Annotated in this window: 20 protein-coding genes and 1 tRNA gene; 15 read left to right on the top strand and 6 right to left on the bottom strand. The window is 42.9% G+C overall.

Translation table 11 applies throughout. The annotated features are described in order from the left end of the window. Window positions 1-97 precede the first annotated feature (97 nt). Both LVD17_RS05360 and LVD17_RS05355 read right to left on the bottom strand, forming a co-directional pair. Window positions 98-736 (bottom strand): WbqC family protein, encoded by a 639-nt coding sequence (locus LVD17_RS05360; protein WP_233765252.1) that lies wholly within the window; start codon window positions 734-736, stop codon window positions 98-100. Next, entirely contained in the window at window positions 729-1,358 is a 630-nt protein-coding gene (locus LVD17_RS05355) for an L-threonylcarbamoyladenylate synthase (protein ID WP_155168681.1), read from the bottom strand. Before LVD17_RS05355 ends, LVD17_RS05360 begins: the two co-directional genes overlap by 8 nt. A gap of 298 nt (window positions 1,359-1,656) precedes the next feature. Between LVD17_RS05355 and mltG the strand changes: the two genes are divergently transcribed. From mltG to LVD17_RS05330, 5 genes are all read left to right on the top strand, one after another. Beyond that, on the top strand, window positions 1,657-2,709 hold the full coding sequence (gene mltG, locus LVD17_RS05350; RefSeq protein WP_370688829.1) for an endolytic transglycosylase MltG: 1,053 nt from the start codon (window positions 1,657-1,659) through the stop codon (window positions 2,707-2,709). Continuing rightward, on the top strand, window positions 2,709-3,116 hold the full coding sequence (locus LVD17_RS05345) for an acyl-CoA thioesterase (RefSeq protein WP_233765250.1): 408 nt from the start codon (window positions 2,709-2,711) through the stop codon (window positions 3,114-3,116). Before mltG ends, LVD17_RS05345 begins: the two co-directional genes overlap by 1 nt. Then, window positions 3,117-4,079: a YihY/virulence factor BrkB family protein gene (locus tag LVD17_RS05340; protein WP_233765249.1), complete on the top strand. Its 963-nt coding sequence runs from the start codon at window positions 3,117-3,119 to the stop codon at window positions 4,077-4,079. A gap of 27 nt (window positions 4,080-4,106) precedes the next feature. Continuing rightward, window positions 4,107-5,873, top strand: coding sequence for a DUF4153 domain-containing protein (locus LVD17_RS05335; RefSeq protein WP_233765247.1), 1,767 nt, complete (start codon window positions 4,107-4,109; stop codon window positions 5,871-5,873). A gap of 83 nt (window positions 5,874-5,956) precedes the next feature. Next, window positions 5,957-6,041, top strand: a tRNA-Ser gene (locus LVD17_RS05330). 60 nt (window positions 6,042-6,101) lie between these two features. Here LVD17_RS05330 and LVD17_RS05325 read toward each other — a convergent pair. The 3 genes from LVD17_RS05325 to LVD17_RS05315 all read right to left on the bottom strand — a co-directional run bounded on the left by LVD17_RS05325 (window position 6,102) and on the right by LVD17_RS05315 (window position 8,415). Then, window positions 6,102-6,821: a DUF6503 family protein gene (locus tag LVD17_RS05325; RefSeq protein WP_233765246.1), complete on the bottom strand. Its 720-nt coding sequence runs from the start codon at window positions 6,819-6,821 to the stop codon at window positions 6,102-6,104. 120 nt (window positions 6,822-6,941) lie between these two features. Then, window positions 6,942-7,358 (bottom strand): OsmC family protein, encoded by a 417-nt coding sequence (locus LVD17_RS05320; RefSeq protein ID WP_233765245.1) that lies wholly within the window; start codon window positions 7,356-7,358, stop codon window positions 6,942-6,944. Between the two features lie 31 nt (window positions 7,359-7,389). Beyond that, complete coding sequence (locus tag LVD17_RS05315; protein ID WP_233765244.1) at window positions 7,390-8,415, bottom strand: alpha/beta hydrolase; 1,026 nt, start codon at window positions 8,413-8,415, stop codon at window positions 7,390-7,392. A gap of 109 nt (window positions 8,416-8,524) precedes the next feature. Between LVD17_RS05315 and LVD17_RS05310 the strand changes: the two genes are divergently transcribed. The 4 genes from LVD17_RS05310 to LVD17_RS05295 all read left to right on the top strand — a co-directional run bounded on the left by LVD17_RS05310 (window position 8,525) and on the right by LVD17_RS05295 (window position 13,300). After that, a complete protein-coding gene (locus LVD17_RS05310) occupies window positions 8,525-9,496 on the top strand; it encodes a hydrogen peroxide-inducible genes activator (RefSeq protein WP_233765243.1) in 972 nt (323 codons plus the stop codon). 77 nt (window positions 9,497-9,573) lie between these two features. Beyond that, entirely contained in the window at window positions 9,574-12,600 is a 3,027-nt protein-coding gene (locus LVD17_RS05305) for an aminotransferase class III-fold pyridoxal phosphate-dependent enzyme (RefSeq protein WP_233765242.1), read from the top strand. 59 nt (window positions 12,601-12,659) lie between these two features. Then, window positions 12,660-12,944 (top strand): hypothetical protein, encoded by a 285-nt coding sequence (locus LVD17_RS05300; RefSeq protein ID WP_233765241.1) that lies wholly within the window; start codon window positions 12,660-12,662, stop codon window positions 12,942-12,944. A 218-nt stretch (window positions 12,945-13,162) separates the two neighbouring features. Further along, window positions 13,163-13,300 (top strand): hypothetical protein, encoded by a 138-nt coding sequence (locus LVD17_RS05295; protein WP_233765240.1) that lies wholly within the window; start codon window positions 13,163-13,165, stop codon window positions 13,298-13,300. 295 nt (window positions 13,301-13,595) lie between these two features. Here LVD17_RS05295 and LVD17_RS05290 read toward each other — a convergent pair whose 3' ends face one another. Further along, on the bottom strand, window positions 13,596-14,234 hold the full coding sequence (locus LVD17_RS05290) for an SDR family oxidoreductase (RefSeq protein ID WP_233765239.1): 639 nt from the start codon (window positions 14,232-14,234) through the stop codon (window positions 13,596-13,598). A 155-nt stretch (window positions 14,235-14,389) separates the two neighbouring features. On the opposite strand from LVD17_RS05290, the gene LVD17_RS05285 reads away from it, so the two are divergent. The 6 genes from LVD17_RS05285 to LVD17_RS05260 all read left to right on the top strand — a co-directional run bounded on the left by LVD17_RS05285 (window position 14,390) and on the right by LVD17_RS05260 (window position 18,508). Next, entirely contained in the window at window positions 14,390-15,250 is an 861-nt protein-coding gene (locus tag LVD17_RS05285; RefSeq protein WP_233765238.1) for a hypothetical protein, read from the top strand. Between the two features lie 93 nt (window positions 15,251-15,343). Beyond that, window positions 15,344-15,880, top strand: a complete 537-nt coding sequence (locus tag LVD17_RS05280) for an RNA polymerase sigma factor (protein ID WP_370688828.1) — start codon at window positions 15,344-15,346, stop codon at window positions 15,878-15,880. Window positions 15,881-15,913: 33 nt separating this feature from the next. Further along, window positions 15,914-16,390 (top strand): hypothetical protein, encoded by a 477-nt coding sequence (locus LVD17_RS05275; RefSeq protein ID WP_233765236.1) that lies wholly within the window; start codon window positions 15,914-15,916, stop codon window positions 16,388-16,390. A gap of 1 nt (window position 16,391) precedes the next feature. After that, window positions 16,392-16,868, top strand: coding sequence for a hypothetical protein (locus tag LVD17_RS05270; protein ID WP_233765235.1), 477 nt, complete (start codon window positions 16,392-16,394; stop codon window positions 16,866-16,868). A gap of 11 nt (window positions 16,869-16,879) precedes the next feature. Then, window positions 16,880-17,998 (top strand): hypothetical protein, encoded by a 1,119-nt coding sequence (locus tag LVD17_RS05265; RefSeq protein ID WP_233765233.1) that lies wholly within the window; start codon window positions 16,880-16,882, stop codon window positions 17,996-17,998. 69 nt (window positions 17,999-18,067) lie between these two features. Next, window positions 18,068-18,508 carry a MarR family winged helix-turn-helix transcriptional regulator gene (locus tag LVD17_RS05260; protein WP_233765232.1) on the top strand — a complete coding sequence of 147 codons (441 nt, stop codon included), beginning with the start codon at window positions 18,068-18,070 and terminating at the stop codon, window positions 18,506-18,508. Window positions 18,509-18,597 lie beyond the last annotated feature (89 nt).

The following is an 18,597-nucleotide window of genomic DNA, read 5'->3' as shown; positions in this document are numbered from 1 at the left end:
TAAATGTATGATTTCTTCAAAAATATTACCACCTTCCATAGTAGTATTTGTTTAGAATGATTTATTAATCGTTTAACGAAATACTAATTCTAAATGTTCATTCTTGTGCCATCGAATTAGTAACTGATGCGGCCGCGTTTGGCCCTTCGCAAAACAATAGGTCAATTATACTAAGGTTAGCCACAAAAGTGTTGCCAAAAACCTGTTGGTACGGCTGAGGGCGGTAAAAGGTGTTCTGCCCGTACCCCTGTTTTGGATGAATAACTGACCTCAGGTCAATTATATCGCTTTCAGGCTTCTTCTCAAACTTATCTGTAAAATTTATTACAGGTTTAAGCTGTAATAATTTAAGACATAATGTCAGTAGATTCAAGTTTAAGTCAAAGAGAAATTTTTCCCTTTTTTGGAATTCAACCTCAAAGTAGTCTGAAAAAAACTCATAAAAAGGGGCACGCCCATACGCCGACATGATCGTTCTCCAGTGGTCGTTATACCACTTCTCTTTATAGCTGATCCTGATATCTTTTATTTTAATTTTTTTGTTGCCCCCTTCGACAGGAACCGAAAGGCGTTCAACTTTATTGGCACTCAACACATGGCACCTGTTGCGGTAAGTTTGCTTGACGTAGTATTCTTCCTTTTCAATAAATATAGTGTCAAACTTTTTCAGGCATGTAAAATATTCAATGCATGGCAGGTAATGAAGGTCAATAAGTGCTGTTTTGTTATCAGGCATATTCATGAATATCTCCAAGTCCTTCCCTCAGTACCACAAACTCATCCTGCGTGCAGTCTACTACGGTTGATGGAATATTGCCTCCCGGGCCTCCGTCAATGACAATGTCTACCTGGTGTTTAAACTCTTCGAAAATTACCTCAGGGTCGGTATTGTACTCAAGCACATCATCGTCGTGTTTGATCGAGGAGTTTACAATAGGGTTGCCCAGAATGTTTACCATCATTCGGGGTATGTTATTGTCAGGTATCCTGATCCCGACTGTTTTTTTATTTACGTTAAGTATCTTGGGTACATTGCTGTTAGATTCCAGAATAAAGGTAAAAGGGCCTGGGAGTGCCTTTTTTAACACTTTGAAAGTAGGTGTGTCTATTCGCTTTACATAATTGGAAATATCACTCAGATCATAACAAATAAACGAAAGGTTAAAATCCTTGGGTTTTATGCCTTTGAGCCAACAAAGTTTGTCAATAGCTTTTTTGTTGAAAAGGTCGCAGCCAATACCGTAAATGGTATCGGTGGGGTAAATGACTATTCCCCCATCCTTGAGCACATCCACAATGTGTTCTATTTTATCCCGTTGCGGATTTTCAGGGTATAGTTTGATTAATTCTGCAGGCATCAGGCTGATTATTTCAAATGAGGGGCAAAGTTAAAGAAAAGAAATAATACATGTGGGGTAACGATCTTTCCTTTCCTGCAATGGTGTTTTTACCACCACAATAGGCCCTGGTGTATTTAAAATGATCTATTAATCATTTGGTTTGGAAATGTTAATTAGTCTGTCAGACATCAACAGATACATCTTGGATGGTGCTGAGGAACTATTTTATTAAAGGAATTATTACTTTTGTCGTGAATTACAAGTACACATGCCAGCGTTACTTGTAGAGACATTACTACTTATTTAAAATCATATGATGAAAAGAAGGAATATCTTCGTCATTTTTATTTTAGTTTTTACCATACTGTTGTCTTCGTTCTCATTCTATGTTTACCAGATGATTTATTCACCCAACTTTTTGGTAGATAAGGAAGACAAAGTACTCATAATTAAATCTGACGAGACTTTTAAATCTTTGCAGGACAAACTATACGACCTCAACTATGTTCAGGATCTGGTGTCGTTTAGCTTTCTTGCCAAATTGATGGATTATGACACTCAGGTCAAGCCGGGCAGGTATCTGATAAAAGCAAATTCTGCAAACCTGGAGGTACTCCGTATATTGAGGGCAGGACTGCAGCAGCCGGTCAATCTCACCTTTAATAACATCAGGCTGAAAGAAGAGCTGGCAGAAAGGCTCACCAGGAATATTGAGCTGACACCGGAGGGGTTTAATCAAGCCTTGAAACACTATATAAACACCAATAAAGATGGTTTTAATGACAATAATATCATCAGTATGTTTATACCCAACACCTACCAGGTATACTATGATATTTCAGGGGATGAGCTTCTTGAGAGAATGCATGGCGAGTATGAAAAATTCTGGAATAGTGAGCGAAGACAAAAGGCTAAAAATTTAGGGCTTACGCCGCTGGAAATATCTACTTTGGCGTCCATTGTGCAGGCTGAGAGCATAAAAAAGGATGAAAGCGCCAAAATAGCAGGCTTATATATCAACCGGCTTCAGAATGGTATTGCTTTACAGGCAGATCCCACGCTGGTTTTTGCTTCCGGGGACTTTACCATCAAGCGGGTGCTTAATGTGCACAAAGACATCGATTCTCCTTATAATACCTACAAATATCCCGGTTTGCCTCCCGGTCCGATCAATATGCCTTTTATACACTCCATAGATGCGGTATTGAATTATGAAGACCATGATTATCTATACATGTGTGCAAGAGAAGATTTTTCCGGATACCACAACTTTGCGAGTAATTATAATGAACATTTGAGAAATGCTGCGCGATACCAGAGGCAACTGACTATTGAACAGCGCAAAGCAAGAATGAACAACAGTAACTGATGTTTGAGCAAACTACCCAAGTAAGAGTGAGGTATGCCGAAACTGACCAGATGGGTTATGTTTACTATGGTAACTACGCTACTTATTTTGAAGTGGCCCGTGTTGAAAGCCTGAGAAGCTTGGGGCTTAGCTATAAAGAGCTGGAGGATCAGGGGGTAATGATGCCTGTACTGGAAAATAAATCGAAATATCTGGCACCTGCCAAATATGATGAGCTTCTTACCATCAAAACGACCATCAAAAAGAAACCTGCTGTAAGGATACAATTTGATTATGAAATTTATAATGAATCTGATAAATTGATCCATATTGGTGAGACGGTTTTGGTTTTTGTAGATATGAAAACCGGAATGCCCTGCCTGCAACCAGAGATGATGGCAAAATTGCTCAATCCTTTTTTCGACTAAATGAAGAAAAGAATAACCAACTATATTCTTGAGAGCAAGTATTATTATGGGCTCATAGACCTTCTCAAACGGATCAGGTTCAGAAGTTATGATGACCTTACACTTTACGAGATCATTACTGTTTTTATTGGTAAAATCAAGAAAGATGAGATTGTAGAAAGAGCAAATGCTGTTGCGTTCAATTTTACAGTGGCGGTATTTCCTGCTATCATTTTCCTCTTTACACTCACGCCCTACATTCATCAGGTGATCCCGGGGGTGAGCAAAGATTCCATAATGCAGTTTATCGGAGATATTATGCCGGAGAGCATGTATGAAACGGTTTACGCTACCGTGGAAGATATTGTGGGCAATACCCGTGGCGGACTATTGACTTTTGGTGCGCTTTTGTCCCTCTACCTGGCTACCAATGGGATGATGTCATTGATGAAGGCATTTAACTCATGCTACAAAACCATCGAAAAAAGGGGCTTTCTTAAGATGAGGCTGGTGGCAACAGGGCTTACTATAATGCTGGCTATTGTACTTATCCTCGCCAGTGTGCTTTTGGTAATAGGCAACGCAGCAGTGGATATTATCAATAACTTTCAATGGCTTGATATTGAAGACTACCTGATCTATATCTTCTTTTTACTGCGTTTTGTAGTGCTTTTCATTGTGTTTTTTCTGGCTATCTCGTTTATCTACTATTTTGGCCCGGCGGTTCATTACAACTGGCGGTTTTTCTCGGTAGGCTCGCTGATAGCCACACTCCTGAGCATGGGCGTGACTTATGGTTTTTCATTCTACATTTCAAATTTCGCCACCTATAACAAGCTTTATGGCTCCCTGGGAGTGCTGATCGCTTTGATGATCTGGCAGGAGATACTTTCGATTGTTTTGCTGGTAGGCTATGAGATCAATGCAAGTGTACACCACGCTCACCGTATTTCAGGTATAGACGAAAGCAAGCTGGCAGGCTAACAAAAATTTGCTTAATATAGCTTCCCTATGATATCCAAAATTAAGATCCCGAATCTCAGGGAAACGCTTATACTCACTGCAAAGACAGTGGCAAGATTCCCTTTGGCAACCTTGTGTGGCATAATAGGCACGATAGCCATGTGCTACTACGTAGAGGTCGATTACCAAAACGATGACTTACAAAAGAAACTCATGAAGATCGTGATGGTCAGTAGCCTGGGTATTTCATTTTTTACGGCTTTGCAGCTCTTTGGTGAACACCTTAAAAGCAGGGTCCTCCATTATGCAATTCAACTCTTAGGCCTCGTGCTGCTGTTACTTTATTATTTTTCGTTGCCCTTAGAGCTTAAAGTTGTTCATGGAGTACGGTTTGTGTTGTTTGGGCTTGTGGCACACCTTCTGGTATCTTTTGCTCCATTCATTATCCATTTTAAAAGGCCGGGGTTTTGGTCGTACAACAAGCAGCTTTTCCTGCAAATACTCACGGCATTCTTCTTCTCCATGGTACTGTTTGCTGGTCTGGCTCTGGCTTTTCTTGCTGTTGAGAAACTCTTTGATGTAGAGATCAGGGATAAGACCTATTCTAAGTTGTTTTTCATTATTACCGGTATATTCTCCATGCTGTATTTTTTGGGAGGTGTGCCCAGGAGGGAGGTGATGTTTCAGGATGAAGAAGCCTACTCCAAAGGCTTATCAATATTCACCCAGTACATACTTATACCCTTAGTAGGTATATACAATATAATTTTATACCTCTATACATTTAAGATCATCATTCAGTGGGACTGGCCCAGAGGCTGGATAGCCTATTTGTTTGTGAGCTATTCGGTGTTGGGTATACTGTCTTATCTGCTTGTATATCCTGTAGTTACTGATAAAAGCAAAGTGTGGCTACGGGTATTTGCGAAGGTTTTCTTTATCTCACTCATTCCTTTGGTGGTGGTACTTTTCCTGGCGGTTTACCTGAGGGCTTCCGAGTATGGGCTCACGGAGAACCGGTATTTTCTTTTTGTGCTCGATTTCTGGCTGTTTGGAATCGGCGCCTATTTTATCTTCTCCAAATCCGGCAATATTAAGCTGATACCACTTACACTGGCAGTAGTAATCCTTCTGACGTCCTTTGGGCCTTGGGGAGCATTTTCGATGTCCATCAACAATCAGGTGAGCAGGTTTGAAAAAATATTTGACGAAAAAGTAAAAGGGACTGAAGAGCTTCAGTTCGAAGACCAGAAGAACCTGTCGTCTATACTGACTTACCTGATGAGGCGGGAAAGCCTTGATGAGGTGCAGGGGTATTTTAAGCATGACATCGACTCATTGAAAAAGGAAAAGTATGTGAGTATCGAAAACCTTCTGCTCCAGGAGTATAATTTGGAGTATGTCAATGAATGGGCTGACGAAGGGAACACGCTGCGAAGGTATTTTTCTTTTACTACCCGCACCAACTACGTTGCTGATATAAATCATGCTGTGTTTCTGAGGTTTGAAGACTATCAAAAGAGCAACTACAAAGGAGTGGCTATCGAAATTGATAAAGATGAACTTCTGATCAACATGTCGGACTCTGTAGGGTGGGAAGCTCAGATCAGTATTAAGTCATTGGTACAGGATCTGGCAAAATTAAACAATAGCTACGTATATGATATGGAACCTGAAAAGATGGCCTTGCACGGAGAAAATGAAGCCATAAGCTACTCATTATATGTGCATAGCCTATATGTCGAAAGGGTGGCAGACGGGCAGTTTGCGCTTCAGAATATCGGGTTTGATCTGTTTTTTACGAAGCGTAAATAAAAAAATTAAATTGTTGTTTGCGGAAAATAAATAATCATATACATTTGCAGTCCCATTCGGCAAAAGAGTTCGAATGACAACATAGAGGAGTGGCAGAGTGGTCGAATGCGGCGGTCTTGAAAACCGTTGTACCGCGAGGTACCGGGGGTTCGAATCCCTCCTCCTCTGCATAAAGGAAAGGCCTTGGCTATTAAGCTGAGGCTTTTTTGTTTTTAATTACATCATGCATCAAGACCTGCTTACTATAACCACAATATCACTCCCCAAATAATTGTCATCCGCATCAAACCAATGCTTTACGCGCGGTAATTTCAGGCCACCTGTTTCGATCAGCATTTTGTCAAACTTCAAATATTCTGCCGGCTCTCCCGTTTCATCGTTCAATAGAGAGCATCCCAATAACTGGTAGGTATCTGTGTCGAAGTAGAAGACCCATGTGGAGGCAATCAAAGGCTTTTCAAGTTGATAGGTGACAGCGTAGACTGTTTGGCCATGAAAACCGACTTGTTCCACTACATGCTTAATTTGTCCGCCGGCTGTTTTGAGGCTCATAGGTAGCCCTAAAGTGAAACTGTAGAATTGTTTGTAGCCTTCCGTTCGGGTTGGCTGCAGCCTGTATTTGCTAACACTATCAGCAGGCAAAGTTTCGGAGCTGGACTGATCCATGAAAGTTGAGCTTTTGCCATCCTCGTAAAGCCATTTCAAATTATGACCTTCTGAGTTTCTCTTCAAACTAAAATTGCCGTTTTGATTATTAAGTAGCAATTCGCTGTGTCTTTCAGGCCATGACGTTCTGGGTTCGTCAATTATCATCTTTAATGCTACCTTCTGCCATTGCTCTTCAGGATCATGAAATTGAATGGATCTATCAATGATCTGATTAACATCAGCCTGGCCAAAAACACTTGCCGGAATAATGATAAGGAGTGCGAGTTGAATAATTTTCATAAATGATAATTTCTGAGGCTTAAAAATTATTTATACGAAGGGAATAAAATGAAGTAGCCCTAAAAGTCAATTTTATTGCGTCAAACTGGCTTTTAGGGCAGGATTTGTTAACAGGGCAATTTATACCAAACTCGCTGACAAAGTGATCTTCGTATTCAGCAATTTGCTAATCGGGCAGTTTTCTTTGGCGTTCTGAGCGGCCTTCTGAAATTCGTCATCTGAAATTCCAGGTACATCACCTTTTACAATCAGATCGATCTGGGCAACTGCACCATCTTCGAAAGTGAGTTTGGCCTCAGTGTCCAGGTTGTTAGGCTTATAGTCAGATTCGCCCAAAACAAAGCTCAGTTTCATGGTGAAGCAACCTGCATGTGCCGCTGCTACCAGCTCTTCAGGGTTAGTGCCCACACCTTCTTCAAACCTTGATGAGAAAGAGTATTGGGTTTTGTCCAGTACGGTGCTTTGTGTGCTTACGGTTCCTTTTCCTTCCTTACCGGAACCTTTCCAGTTGGCGCTGGCTTTTCTTGTAAATTTCATAGTTAAATTGGTTTTTATGGTTTAACAAATATTAATGTAGTTTGGCTTTTAATGCTGCCGTTGCTTGCTCTATGGCAGCACGGGGAGCAGGTGTATTGGTAATAGGGTTAAGCATCACAAAGTCGTGAATAGTGCCGATATACCTGGTGGCAGTCACCTTTACACCGGCCGCATTTAACTTTTTGGCGTAGGCCTCACCCTCATCTCTAAGCACATCATTTTCTGCAGTAATAATTAAGGCCTCGGGCAAATCCTTCAACTCTTCTATATCTGCACGCAGCGGAGAAACCGTAATCAGGTTACGTGTTGCTTTATCAGGGGCATACGCATTCCAGAACCAGATCATTGCGTTGAGAGTGAGAAAGTGGCCATTGGCAAATTGTTGGTAAGACGCTGTATTAAAGTTAGCATCTGTTACGGGATAAAAAAGTAACTGGAAATCAATTTTTGGACCTCTTCTTTCTTTTGCCATTAATGTAACGGCTATAGCCATATTTCCTCCTACACTGTCGCCTCCCACAGCAAGTTTGGACGTGTCCAGCCCCAGTGAAGCCCCGTTTTCTTTGATCCACTGAGTGGCCGCATAAGCTTCTTCATTGGCTACCGGATATAGCGCTTCAGGTGAGGGCGTATAGTTTACAAAAACCACGGCAATGTTACTTTTTACGGACAGTTCCCTAATCAGGCGATCATGTGTGAAATCGTTGCCCAATATCCAGCCACCGCCATGAAAATACATCAGGGCTGGCAGCTTTCCTTTGGCATTTTTTGGTTTTATGACCTTGAGGTTAACAGTCTTTCCATTTTGTGTAATAGTTTTTTCCTGAATGTCTACCGGCAGCTTTTCGTAATCTCCGGTTTGCGCATTGATCAGTACCTTACGGGCGTCTTCTATGGATAGTTCATAGATTTGCGGGCCGGAGTTTCCATGCACGGCTTTCAAAAATTCCCTGGTTTCCTTTTCTACATTGTAGCTCCCAGGTAAAGAAGGATCAATTTGTCCCTGACCAAATGTGGCACTGAATAATGCCACTGCGAAAATTAATAGCTTTTTCATCGTTTATCTGTTTTTGTTTCGATTAATAATTTGATGAAGCAAAGCTTGAAGTTTTGTAATTATAAATCAAATTAATAATTTTGATGTATTATAAAATTTATTTATAATCATGACTATCCAACAACTTAAATATATAGTTACCCTTGATAAAGAGCGGCACTTTGCCAGGGCAGCAGAGGCCTGCATGGTATCCCAGCCCGGGCTAACCATTCAACTAAAAAATCTTGAGGAGGAAATAGGTGTCAAGATTTTTGACAGGGCAAAAGTACCGTTGAAACCTACCGTGCTAGGTGCAGAGATCATAGCCAGGGCGCGCAAAATACTCAGGGAGGTTGATGGCATCCGTGATTTTGTGATCACTGAAAAGAACGCCCTGGAGGGCAATATCAAAATGGGTGTGATTTCCACGCTTTCACCATACCTTGTGCCCATGTTCATCAAGGCGATGGAGGAAGTAGCGCCAAAGATGAAGTTTACCATTCGTGAGGCTTCAACCGGCCAATTGATGCAGGAGCTGGAAACGGGTACACTTGATGTAGCATTGATGGCAACACCTACCGGCAGTACGGCGCTAAGGGAATTTCCCATATTCAATGAGCCATTTATTGCTTACTTGCACTCATCACACCCTATGGCCAAGGCGGATTTTTATGAAATGCAGCCACAGGATAAAGCCGACCTGTTGTTACTTGAAGATGAATACTGCTACAACGCCCAGCTTCTGGATATATGCAACCTCGATAACAGTAAAAATATCAGTGAGCAGTTTACCTATGATATTACATCTATTGAAACCCTGAAAAATATGGTGCGAGCTTCACTCGGGTTTGCCATCATCCCCCAACTTTCGATAATGCATGAGAGTGAAGGCGCTTTTGCTAAGCCCTTTAAAGATCCAAAGCCGGCGAGGGAAATCAGCCTCGTGGTTTCAGATACTTTTTCACGTAAACTACTTCTGGAAAAAATGAGTGAAGCCATATGGGATATCCTGCCGGCAACACTAAAGAAAGATATAAAATACCGTGAGATCAGGTGGAACGATTCTCCTTATTTTGTAAAGGCAATTAAGAGCCTTGCGTGAAGTTTATCCTGTTGTAGTAACTAAATTTTGGTCTCTCACGGTTGTTTCGCTAATATTACCTCAAACGTTAAGGTCATATGTTAGTAAAACCGATTCAGGAAGAGCGCATTCAAAAAGCCCGGCAGCTTGTAAGCGAATATTATGGTATTTCCGGGGAGCTAAAAGCACTGCAAGGTGAAGTGGATGAAAACTATTTGCTACAAACCGGTGCGGGAGAGCAATACAGTTTTAAAATATCTTCAACCCATATTTCCGAAAAGGAAGTGGAGTTCCAAAATGCCTTGCTCAATCACCTGGAGGATAAGACTGATCTCATTTTGCCCAAAGTGGTTAAAAGCCTGAAAGGTAGCTACTATGAAAAAATTGATCTCGATGGAGGAACAAAAATCCTGCGATTACTGACCTGGGTGCCGGGCAGGTTGTATGCTGATGTAAATCCAAAGAGCAGCGAATTGCTCATAAGCCTGGGCAAAGCTTGCGGCAAGTTAAGCACGGCCCTCAGTGGTTTTGAGCATCCTGAAGCCAACCGCAAGCACCGATGGGACCCTGCCCAGGCTGACTGGGTAAAAGACCACTTCAACAAGTTTTCCGAACCGGGGCAAGCTGATACGGGCAGACATTTCTATGCGTTGTATGAGTCCGTTCAGCCTTTAGTAAAAGACCTTCGAAAGGGAGTAAACTACAATGATGCCAACGACTACAATATCATTGTTAACGATGATCATTTAAACCCACAAGTCAATGGTTTTATTGATTTCGGTGATGCCATATACACCTTCAGGGTTAATGAGCTGGCCATAGCCCTGGCTTATGCCATGATGGGTAAGCATAACCCACTCGAAGCAGCCTGTCACGTCATTGCAGGCTACCATGAAGCATTTCCCCTGGAGGAAAACGAAGTAGAAGCCTTATTTGCCCTGACCTGTATCCGGCTGGTTATTAGCGTAACCCACGCTGCCATTAACAAAAAGCAGCATCCGGACAATGAATATCTACTGATCAGTGAAAGGCCCGCCTGGGACCTATTGCAAAAGCTGGTGAAAGTAGCGCCTGCATTTGCCCATTACAGGTTTAGGGCTGCATGTGGATGGATCGCGTGCCCCAATGCAGAAAAAATAACCCAGGCAGCAAAAAAGCATAATCTGAGATTTGCCGGTGTGGTAGACGGGATGGAAGATCAAAAGCTACACTGGATGGACATAAGTGTGGGTTCTGTTGAGTTGGGCAATGCTACGAATTATCAGACTACCAAAGCTTTTTGCCGACAGGTTGACCGGTTGATGGAAGACCGTGATGTGGCGATAGGCATAGGCCGGTATAATGAGGTTCGACCGATTTATACAACAGATGCCTATCTGCAACAGGGCAATGACGGCCCACGCTGGCGCACCGTTCATTTGGGTGTGGATCTTTTTGCTCCGGCAGGCACGGCGGTTTACGCTGCATACGAGGGTATAGTACATAGCTTTGCCAACAACAGTAGCGCCCGTGACTATGGCCCGACGATCATATTGGAACATGAGCTTGATGGAGTTAAATTTTACACACTGTACGGGCATTTATCCATAAAGTCTTTAAAGGAGTTAACCGTGGGGAAGGCTTTCAAGAAGGGTGAACTTCTGGCATGGTTTGGTGATGAAAGCGAAAATGGCGAGTGGCCGCCTCACCTGCATTTTCAGATGATGAGCGACATGTTAAATTATGAAGGGGACTACCCCGGAGTGGCATACCACGATGAAATTGACGTGTGGACGCAGCTTATCCTGGATCCGATGCCGTACATGGGCCTGACCCCGCCGGATGATGAGAAGAGCAAGGCAGAGGATATTCTGGCGCAGAGAAAGAAAAAGCTGGGCAGAAGCCTGAGTATTTCATATCACAAACCTTTACACATCGTAAGGGGCTTTAAGCAGTACCTCTATGATGCCACGGCAAGGCGTTATCTCGATATGGTCAATAATGTAGCGCATGTAGGACATGAACATCCGGCGGTAGTGCGGGCAGGGCAGGAGCAAATGGCCGTGCTGAATACCAATACCCGATACCTGCATGAGCAATTGGTTTATTTTGCCGAAGAGCTTACGGCCACGATGCCTAAAGAACTGTCCGTCTGCCATTTTGTAAATTCAGGTAGTGAGGCCAATGAATTGGCACTGCGAATGGTACGCGCCAATACCCATCAAAAAGATATGATAGTACTCGAAACCGGTTATCATGGCAATACCAATGGCTGCATTGATATCAGCTCCTATAAGTTTGATGGCAAGGGAGGACAAGGTGCACCCGAACATACCCATGTAGTGCCCGCGCCAGACCTTTTCCGCGGGCTATACCGGGCGGATGATCCGGAAGCCATAAAAAAATACATCAGGCATGTTGAGCAGGCCTTGCTATCCATTACCGAAAGTGGCCGAAGCCTTGGAGGGTTTATAGCCGAGAGCATTATGAGTTGCGCAGGGCAGATACCTTTACCACAAAACTACCTGCAAGAGGTTTATCATATGGTCAGGTCAGCAGGAGGGTTATGTATTGCCGATGAAGTTCAGGTAGGCATGGGTAGGGTTGGAGAGCGCTTTTGGGGCTTTGAGCTTCATGAGGTTGTACCTGATATTGTTACTATCGGGAAGCCGCTGGGCAATGGTCACCCTCTCGCCGCAGTAGTCACTACCGTAGAGGTGGCCGAAAAATTTGCCAATGGTATAGAGTACTTCAATACGTTTGGTGGGAATCCGGTATCATGTGCGATTGGCCGTGCAGTATTGTCTACCATTAAAGAAGAAAACCTGCAGCAAAATGCCCTGCAAACCGGAGAGGCCTTAATCCGTGAACTCAGAAATTTACAAAGCCAGTATCCTGTCATAGGAGATGTACGGGGCAATGGTCTTTTCTCAGGTTTTGAACTGGTAAAGCCTGGACTGATCCCTGCAACGGAAGAAGCTGCCTACCTGTCCAACCGTATGCGAGACAAAGGAGTGCTGATGAGCGTTGATGGCCCCGCCAACAATGTGTTAAAACTTAAACCCCCGATCTGTTTTGATCCTTCCGATATGGATTTCTTTCTGGAGAAGCTGGAGGAGGTTTTGAAGGAGGATTTTTTGAAATAATACATTGGTATTCGGGGGTGCTTTTTGTTATATTATTTAAAAAATAAATATATAAAGATATGATTTATGCTAATGCCATCCGAGTCACGGCTTTATTGCTGATTAGCCTTGTGTTTTCCTCCTACAAAGTAGTTGGTGAATTGCAGGAAACAGAAAAATATGTAATGGTATACGTTGAAGACCGCGGTAGGCAGAAAACGATATCCATCAACCGTGCTGGCGCTGATCCTGATATTAGCATTATTAAAGTTGACCAAAAAGAAGATTACACTCAAGTTGTGGAGATTCTGGAAAAATTAAATGCCGAGGGTTATATCTTGTTAATAGCTCTGTCTCTGGGATGAATGGATACCTTTTCTATTCATATATGCTCAAAAAGAGTGTTTAAATGGAAAACTTGGCAGACTTCTGGAGCAAGAAACCTCATTTGGTGAGGGTAATCGCTCCAAAGATTATTATGTAGCTTACTTGCTCTAACAGTTCATTCCTGAATTTTCGTGTATGCGTGTGATTCATACGGAGGTTTAATGAAAATATCAGGAATCTCCCTGATCCGGGGCGCATGACTGTACTTTCACCAACACATTTTTTCAAGCCTATACTTTCTACTTCCCAGCGGATGTCTCTCGAAGAGGACTCCACGGCATTCAGTGTGCAGGCTTCTGATATTGAGCAGGTCAGATTTTACTGGTGCTCTTAGCTTCGGGATTCCGGATATTTTCTCCGCTGCTCTGCGAAAATTCCGGAAAGACGTTGGGAGGTTTTTCTTGCAGGGGTATGACCTCACCCGGCAGCAGGCAACAGGTTAGTTTTAGCCGGAATGCCCTCTTTGAAACGGAGATGGCAATGTAAAGCTGGCCAACTGGTTTTGCCCATTGCTAATAACAACTTTACAGAGGCGAAAAGTCAGAGTCTCCCCAAAATTCCGCCTGATCTGGCATCTTCCCGATTGGAATAGTTTTCCGACCGATAAAATTCACGCCCGAAATTTAAAATCACAACTCTGCCAAAGCCTCCTCAATACTCTTATCCCCATTCACGATCTCAAATGTTCGGTTCCTTACCTGGGAGTGGTCGAGTACAGCTACCAATACCTGAGCTACATCCTCGCGGGTGATCTGGCCCTGCTCATGGAGTTTTTCACCGGCATGAATATGTCCCTGGTGCTCACCGTTAATAAGTCGGCCGGGTCTTACTATGGTATAATTGAGGCCGCTATTGATCAGGTGTTCATCAGCATTATGCTTCGCTTCCAGGTAGTGCTTTAGCTTTTCATGGCTCTCAGGCTCATCTGCTCCCATTGAGCTTAGCATTACAAACTTCTTGATGTCATGACTTTTGGCTTCATCAATCAGCTTTTTAGCACCTTCCTGATCAACAGCCACCGTTTTGTCAGGCCCGGTCTTGGAGCCTGAACCAGCAGCAAATATGATTTTATTAACTCCTTCCACTACCTCCGAAAGGTCCTTTTCCAGATCGCCTGTTCTGGTCTCGATCCCCATTTCATCAAACTTGCTTTGCTGCGACTCATCACGAATCATGGCAATGGGATCATATTGACCATGGTTCTTTAATATTTTTATTATTTCAGTTCCAGTAAGGCCATTGGCACCTACAACTAATACCTTTTCCATGTTTTTTTCTTTTAATAACAAGCTGGAGTGCTATCATGTTTTTCAAAATCCTTCTTCAGAGCCTGAGATGAAAAAAAGCAGAAAAAATATTCAGCGCCATTAAACCTTTTGGTCGCAGCCTCATCTAACGGGCACAAAACAAAATTTATACGACTATGAAAAGGATTAACACATTTAGAAAATTGATATTTTTCACAACATTGGCTGCCACTATATTTATGTTTCAGGCTTGTAATGAAGATAGCAACGTGGTTGAAGCGGTTTCTACGGAAGAGGAACTGGACCTTGTTGAAAATGGCAGTGAATCGGAGGCGGTTGTGGATGAAGACCTTCAGATTATAGATCAGTCAGTGGAAGAGACTGCTGCCTCAGGAGGAAGAGTTGCCGGAGACAGCCTTTGCGTAACCATTATTCGTGACGGGGTAGCTAAAACCATTACACTCGACTTCGGCGATGGCTGCATTGGCCCCTATGGCAGGGAGCGCTCAGGTAAGATCATCATTACTTATGGAGGTACTTTTGACGACGAGATGGCCAACAGGGTGATCACTTTTGAAGATTACTATGTGAACAACAAAAACATAACCGGGACCATTTTGCTGCGAGACATCAATAGAAATGCAGAGGGTAACCTTACTGCAACCAGGGCTTTGGAAGACTACACGATCCATTACCCCGATGGAAATATATTTGTAATGAACGGCTCAACCACAAGGGAATGGCTCGAAGGTGAAGGTGATGGCATACTTTCCAATAATGTATTCAGGATCACCGGAGCCTATGAGGGTGTTTCTACCAGAGGAAGGGGCTTTACCCATACCATTACAGTGCCTATAATCACTGATTTTAGCTGTAGGGCCAGTGGAGGCTTTGCCAGAGTTAGCGGCGTTAAAGAAATGGTGATCAACGGCATTGACCGCAACAGGACCAGAACAGTCGATTATGGTGATGGCACATGCGACAATGAGATCACCGTCACCATCAATAATAAAGTTTATACAATCACCGGCTCCTGAGCATATTTATATTCAGGAAATTAATAACTTATCATTGAAGAAGTTGCCATGTACGGTGACTTCTTCAACTCATTAGAAGCAAAAGCTCCTACAGTGGAAGAAGCAGAGTTAGTCAGGTTATTTCGACATGAGGGTTTAAGGCGCGAGGCCTTTGCTAAGCTGGTGCAGCAATACCAGAAAAAGGTATATGGCATTGTCAGAAAAATGGTCATCAGCCATGATGATGCTGATGATGTTGTGCAGGAGGTGTTCGTGAAAATCTGGCATAATTTGGATAAATTTAAAGGTGAGTCGGGACTTTTTACCTGGATTTACCGCATAGCCACCAATGAAAGCCTGCAGTTTCTCCGTAAAAAAAGAAGGCGCATGTTCTTTAGTGCAGATATTACAGAAGTGCTCATCAACAACCTGACCAGTGAAGTCCATTTGGATGGGGATGAAGTACAGCTAAAACTTCAAAAGGCGATATTACAGTTGCCAGATAAGCAAAGGCTGGTGTTTAATCTGAAGTATTATGAAGAGCTGAAGTACGAGCAAATAGCGGAGATAACAGAGAGTAGTGTGGGGAGTCTTAAAGCTAGCTATCACCATGCTACAAAAAAAATTGAAGAATATTTGCAGGGTAATTAAACTTTTTGAACCGGGAAGCATCTAAATAATCAAATGAAAGAAGAGAAAGGAAATATCGACCTCAATAAAATTCCTAAAAAGGATCTTTACCAGGCACCTGAAGGCTATTTTGAGGCCTTGCCTGATAATATCTTGCAGAGGATAGATGAGGAAGAAAACGGGAAAGAGAGAAAATTTGGTGTGCAGGTAAACTGGAAAATGATAGGGTATGCCGCTGCTGCTTCAATAGTGCTCCTGGTATCAGTGCTTATTGGGTTTCAGCATCCAAAAGATGATACGGTCAGTGCTGCCGACCTGCTTTCCGAAGTGCCAACTGCCGATCTGGTGCTCTACCTGCAGTATTCAGAGATCGACACTTACGAAATAATTGAGGCTACTGATATCGAGGATTTAGCCGACCCGCTTGTTGGTGCAGGTGATCTGACAGACCCTCAACTGGATGATGCGGATATGGAATTGCTATACGAGCAATATGGCATATCTCCTGATGAAAATTTACAAATGTTTTGAAATGAAAAAGATTATAATGGTTTTGCTACTGGTGTTCTCAGGCACCCTTTTAACGGCACAAAGTAAAGAAGCACTGGAGAAAATAGAAAGTGCCCGTATAGCCCTGATCACCGAGAGGCTGGAGCTTACACCTGAGCAGGCCGAGAAATTCTGGCCACTTTACAGGGAATACAGCGAGAAGCGTAAAGAGCTACGTCAGGAGTTTATGGACGCCCGGCAATCCGTTGACAGAAAAGACATGACAGAGGAGGAGAGCAAAATGCTGTTGAACAAAGGACTTGAGCTAAAGGAAAGGCAGCTAAATATAGACCGTACCTATGCAGAAAGACTTACAAGGGTGATCAGTACACAGCAGTTGCTTCAATTGAGAAAGGCTGAAGATGATTTTAGAAGGATGCTACTTGAGCGGCTGGAGAGGCGGCGAGACCAGCGGGAAAGAATTAATAATAGACAAGAGCGGAAAGATAATGATTATTAGTCACTTAAATTTTGAATAACATAGCACGTTATATATTTATGCTTCGGAGGAGTTTTTTCCTCCGGGGCATTTTGTTTATGGCCTTGATTATTTTTCAGGGCCACCTTTATGGTCAGGAAGAAGAGAAGGAACCTACCCTGGAGGAGTTATACGGTGAACTGGACTCCCTTTTTGCCAATGAAACTGTCCCGGATGACCTCTTTAACCTTGTGGACAGCCTTTTGGCCCTGGATAGTGCAAAATATTCCTCACTCAACCTGCGGTTGGGTTACGTGAGCAATATTGTAAGTGCAGGCCGCAATTTTGGCTTTGACCAGTACGGGTTCTCGCCAGGAGCTACCTATTATCATCATTCTGGTGTTTTTGCAGGGTTCACAGGTTATTGGAGCAATGAATATGAACCCGGCTACTACCTTAACACCCTTAACCTTGGCTATATGCATACCATAGAGGAAAAATGGGTACTGAGTGTCTGCCACGACTTTTACCTTTTCAACGATAGCATAGAAGACCACAGCTTTAATAAGGGAGCCCAGGCTGCTGTATACTTTCAAAAGAAATGGGCAGATGTAGGTGTTGACTATGCCTTCCTGTATGGCAATGATAAAGCCCATCGGGTTACAGCCCGGGCAAACGGACGGCTGAAAATCAAAACTTCAGGGATAATTGATGGCATTACTTTCATGCCGGGAGCATCATTTCAATGGGGAAATGCCAATGTGTTTTATCTGAGGCAGCCCAGAACGGCTGCTACTGACCTGTACCAGATCGTGAAGGAAAATGGCTATACTGGCCTGGGGTATAGAGGCTATAGAAAACTGGTTTACCTGCTGGAGTCAGATCGCCAGTTTGCCGCAGCTTACTTCTTAAGAGAGAGGGGCTATACCAATGAGCAAATCGCGAATACCATACAATCATACTACTACGGTGAATTTAAAGTGGAGGACACCTTTGGATTCATGAATTACAGCTTTTCGTTACCCATCTCCATTACGGCGGGTAAGTGGAACTTGCTGCTTAATTATACCTACAACATGCCCGTAGCCCTTCCGGGAGAGGAGATAGCGTATGAGGCCAACGGCTACTTTAGCACCTCACTGTCATACCTGCTTTACTGGCAAAAGGGTTGAGCCGAAACCTTTTCAAATTTTTGGATAAGCTAGCCTTTATCTTTACATTAGTTGATATATCAATTATTTATGGAAAAATTTGATGCCGAACTTGAAGATGTCTATGTATTTAAGCTCGTGAGGGCAGCCCAGGCTTTTAAACAATATGCCTATGATGCCCTGGCGAAAAAAGGGATTGATGTCACCAGTGATCAATGGGTGGTATTGAAGAAAGTCAGTGAAGAGCCGGGTATCAATCAAAGAGAGCTGGCAAAGGCTATTTACAAAGACCCAGCCTCAGTGACCAGGATATTGGATGTATTGGTAAAGAAAGAACTGATAGAGAAGAGGCAGGGCAAAGACAGGAGAATTTATGAAATCAGGCTGTCACTGAGAGGGGAGAAGCTGGTAGAGAAAACGCTGGGTGTGGCAGTAGATATTCGCAAGAGTGGTTTGGAAGGCTTGAGCAGTGAAGAAATACAGATCTTTAAGAAAGCCCTTGATCAGATTTTTAAGAATTATTCAAGCTAGATTTTTTTGAATATATAATTGATATATCAATAGTTAACTTATCAATTTAACTTTAATATGCTGTTATTCAATCTATTAAAATGTTCTGT

Source organism: Fulvivirga ulvae (assembly GCF_021389975.1).
Classification (GTDB): domain Bacteria; phylum Bacteroidota; class Bacteroidia; order Cytophagales; family Cyclobacteriaceae; genus Fulvivirga; species Fulvivirga ulvae.
The sequence above is the reverse complement of the archived record's forward strand: the minus strand, read 5'-3'. Positions and strand labels throughout refer to the sequence as shown.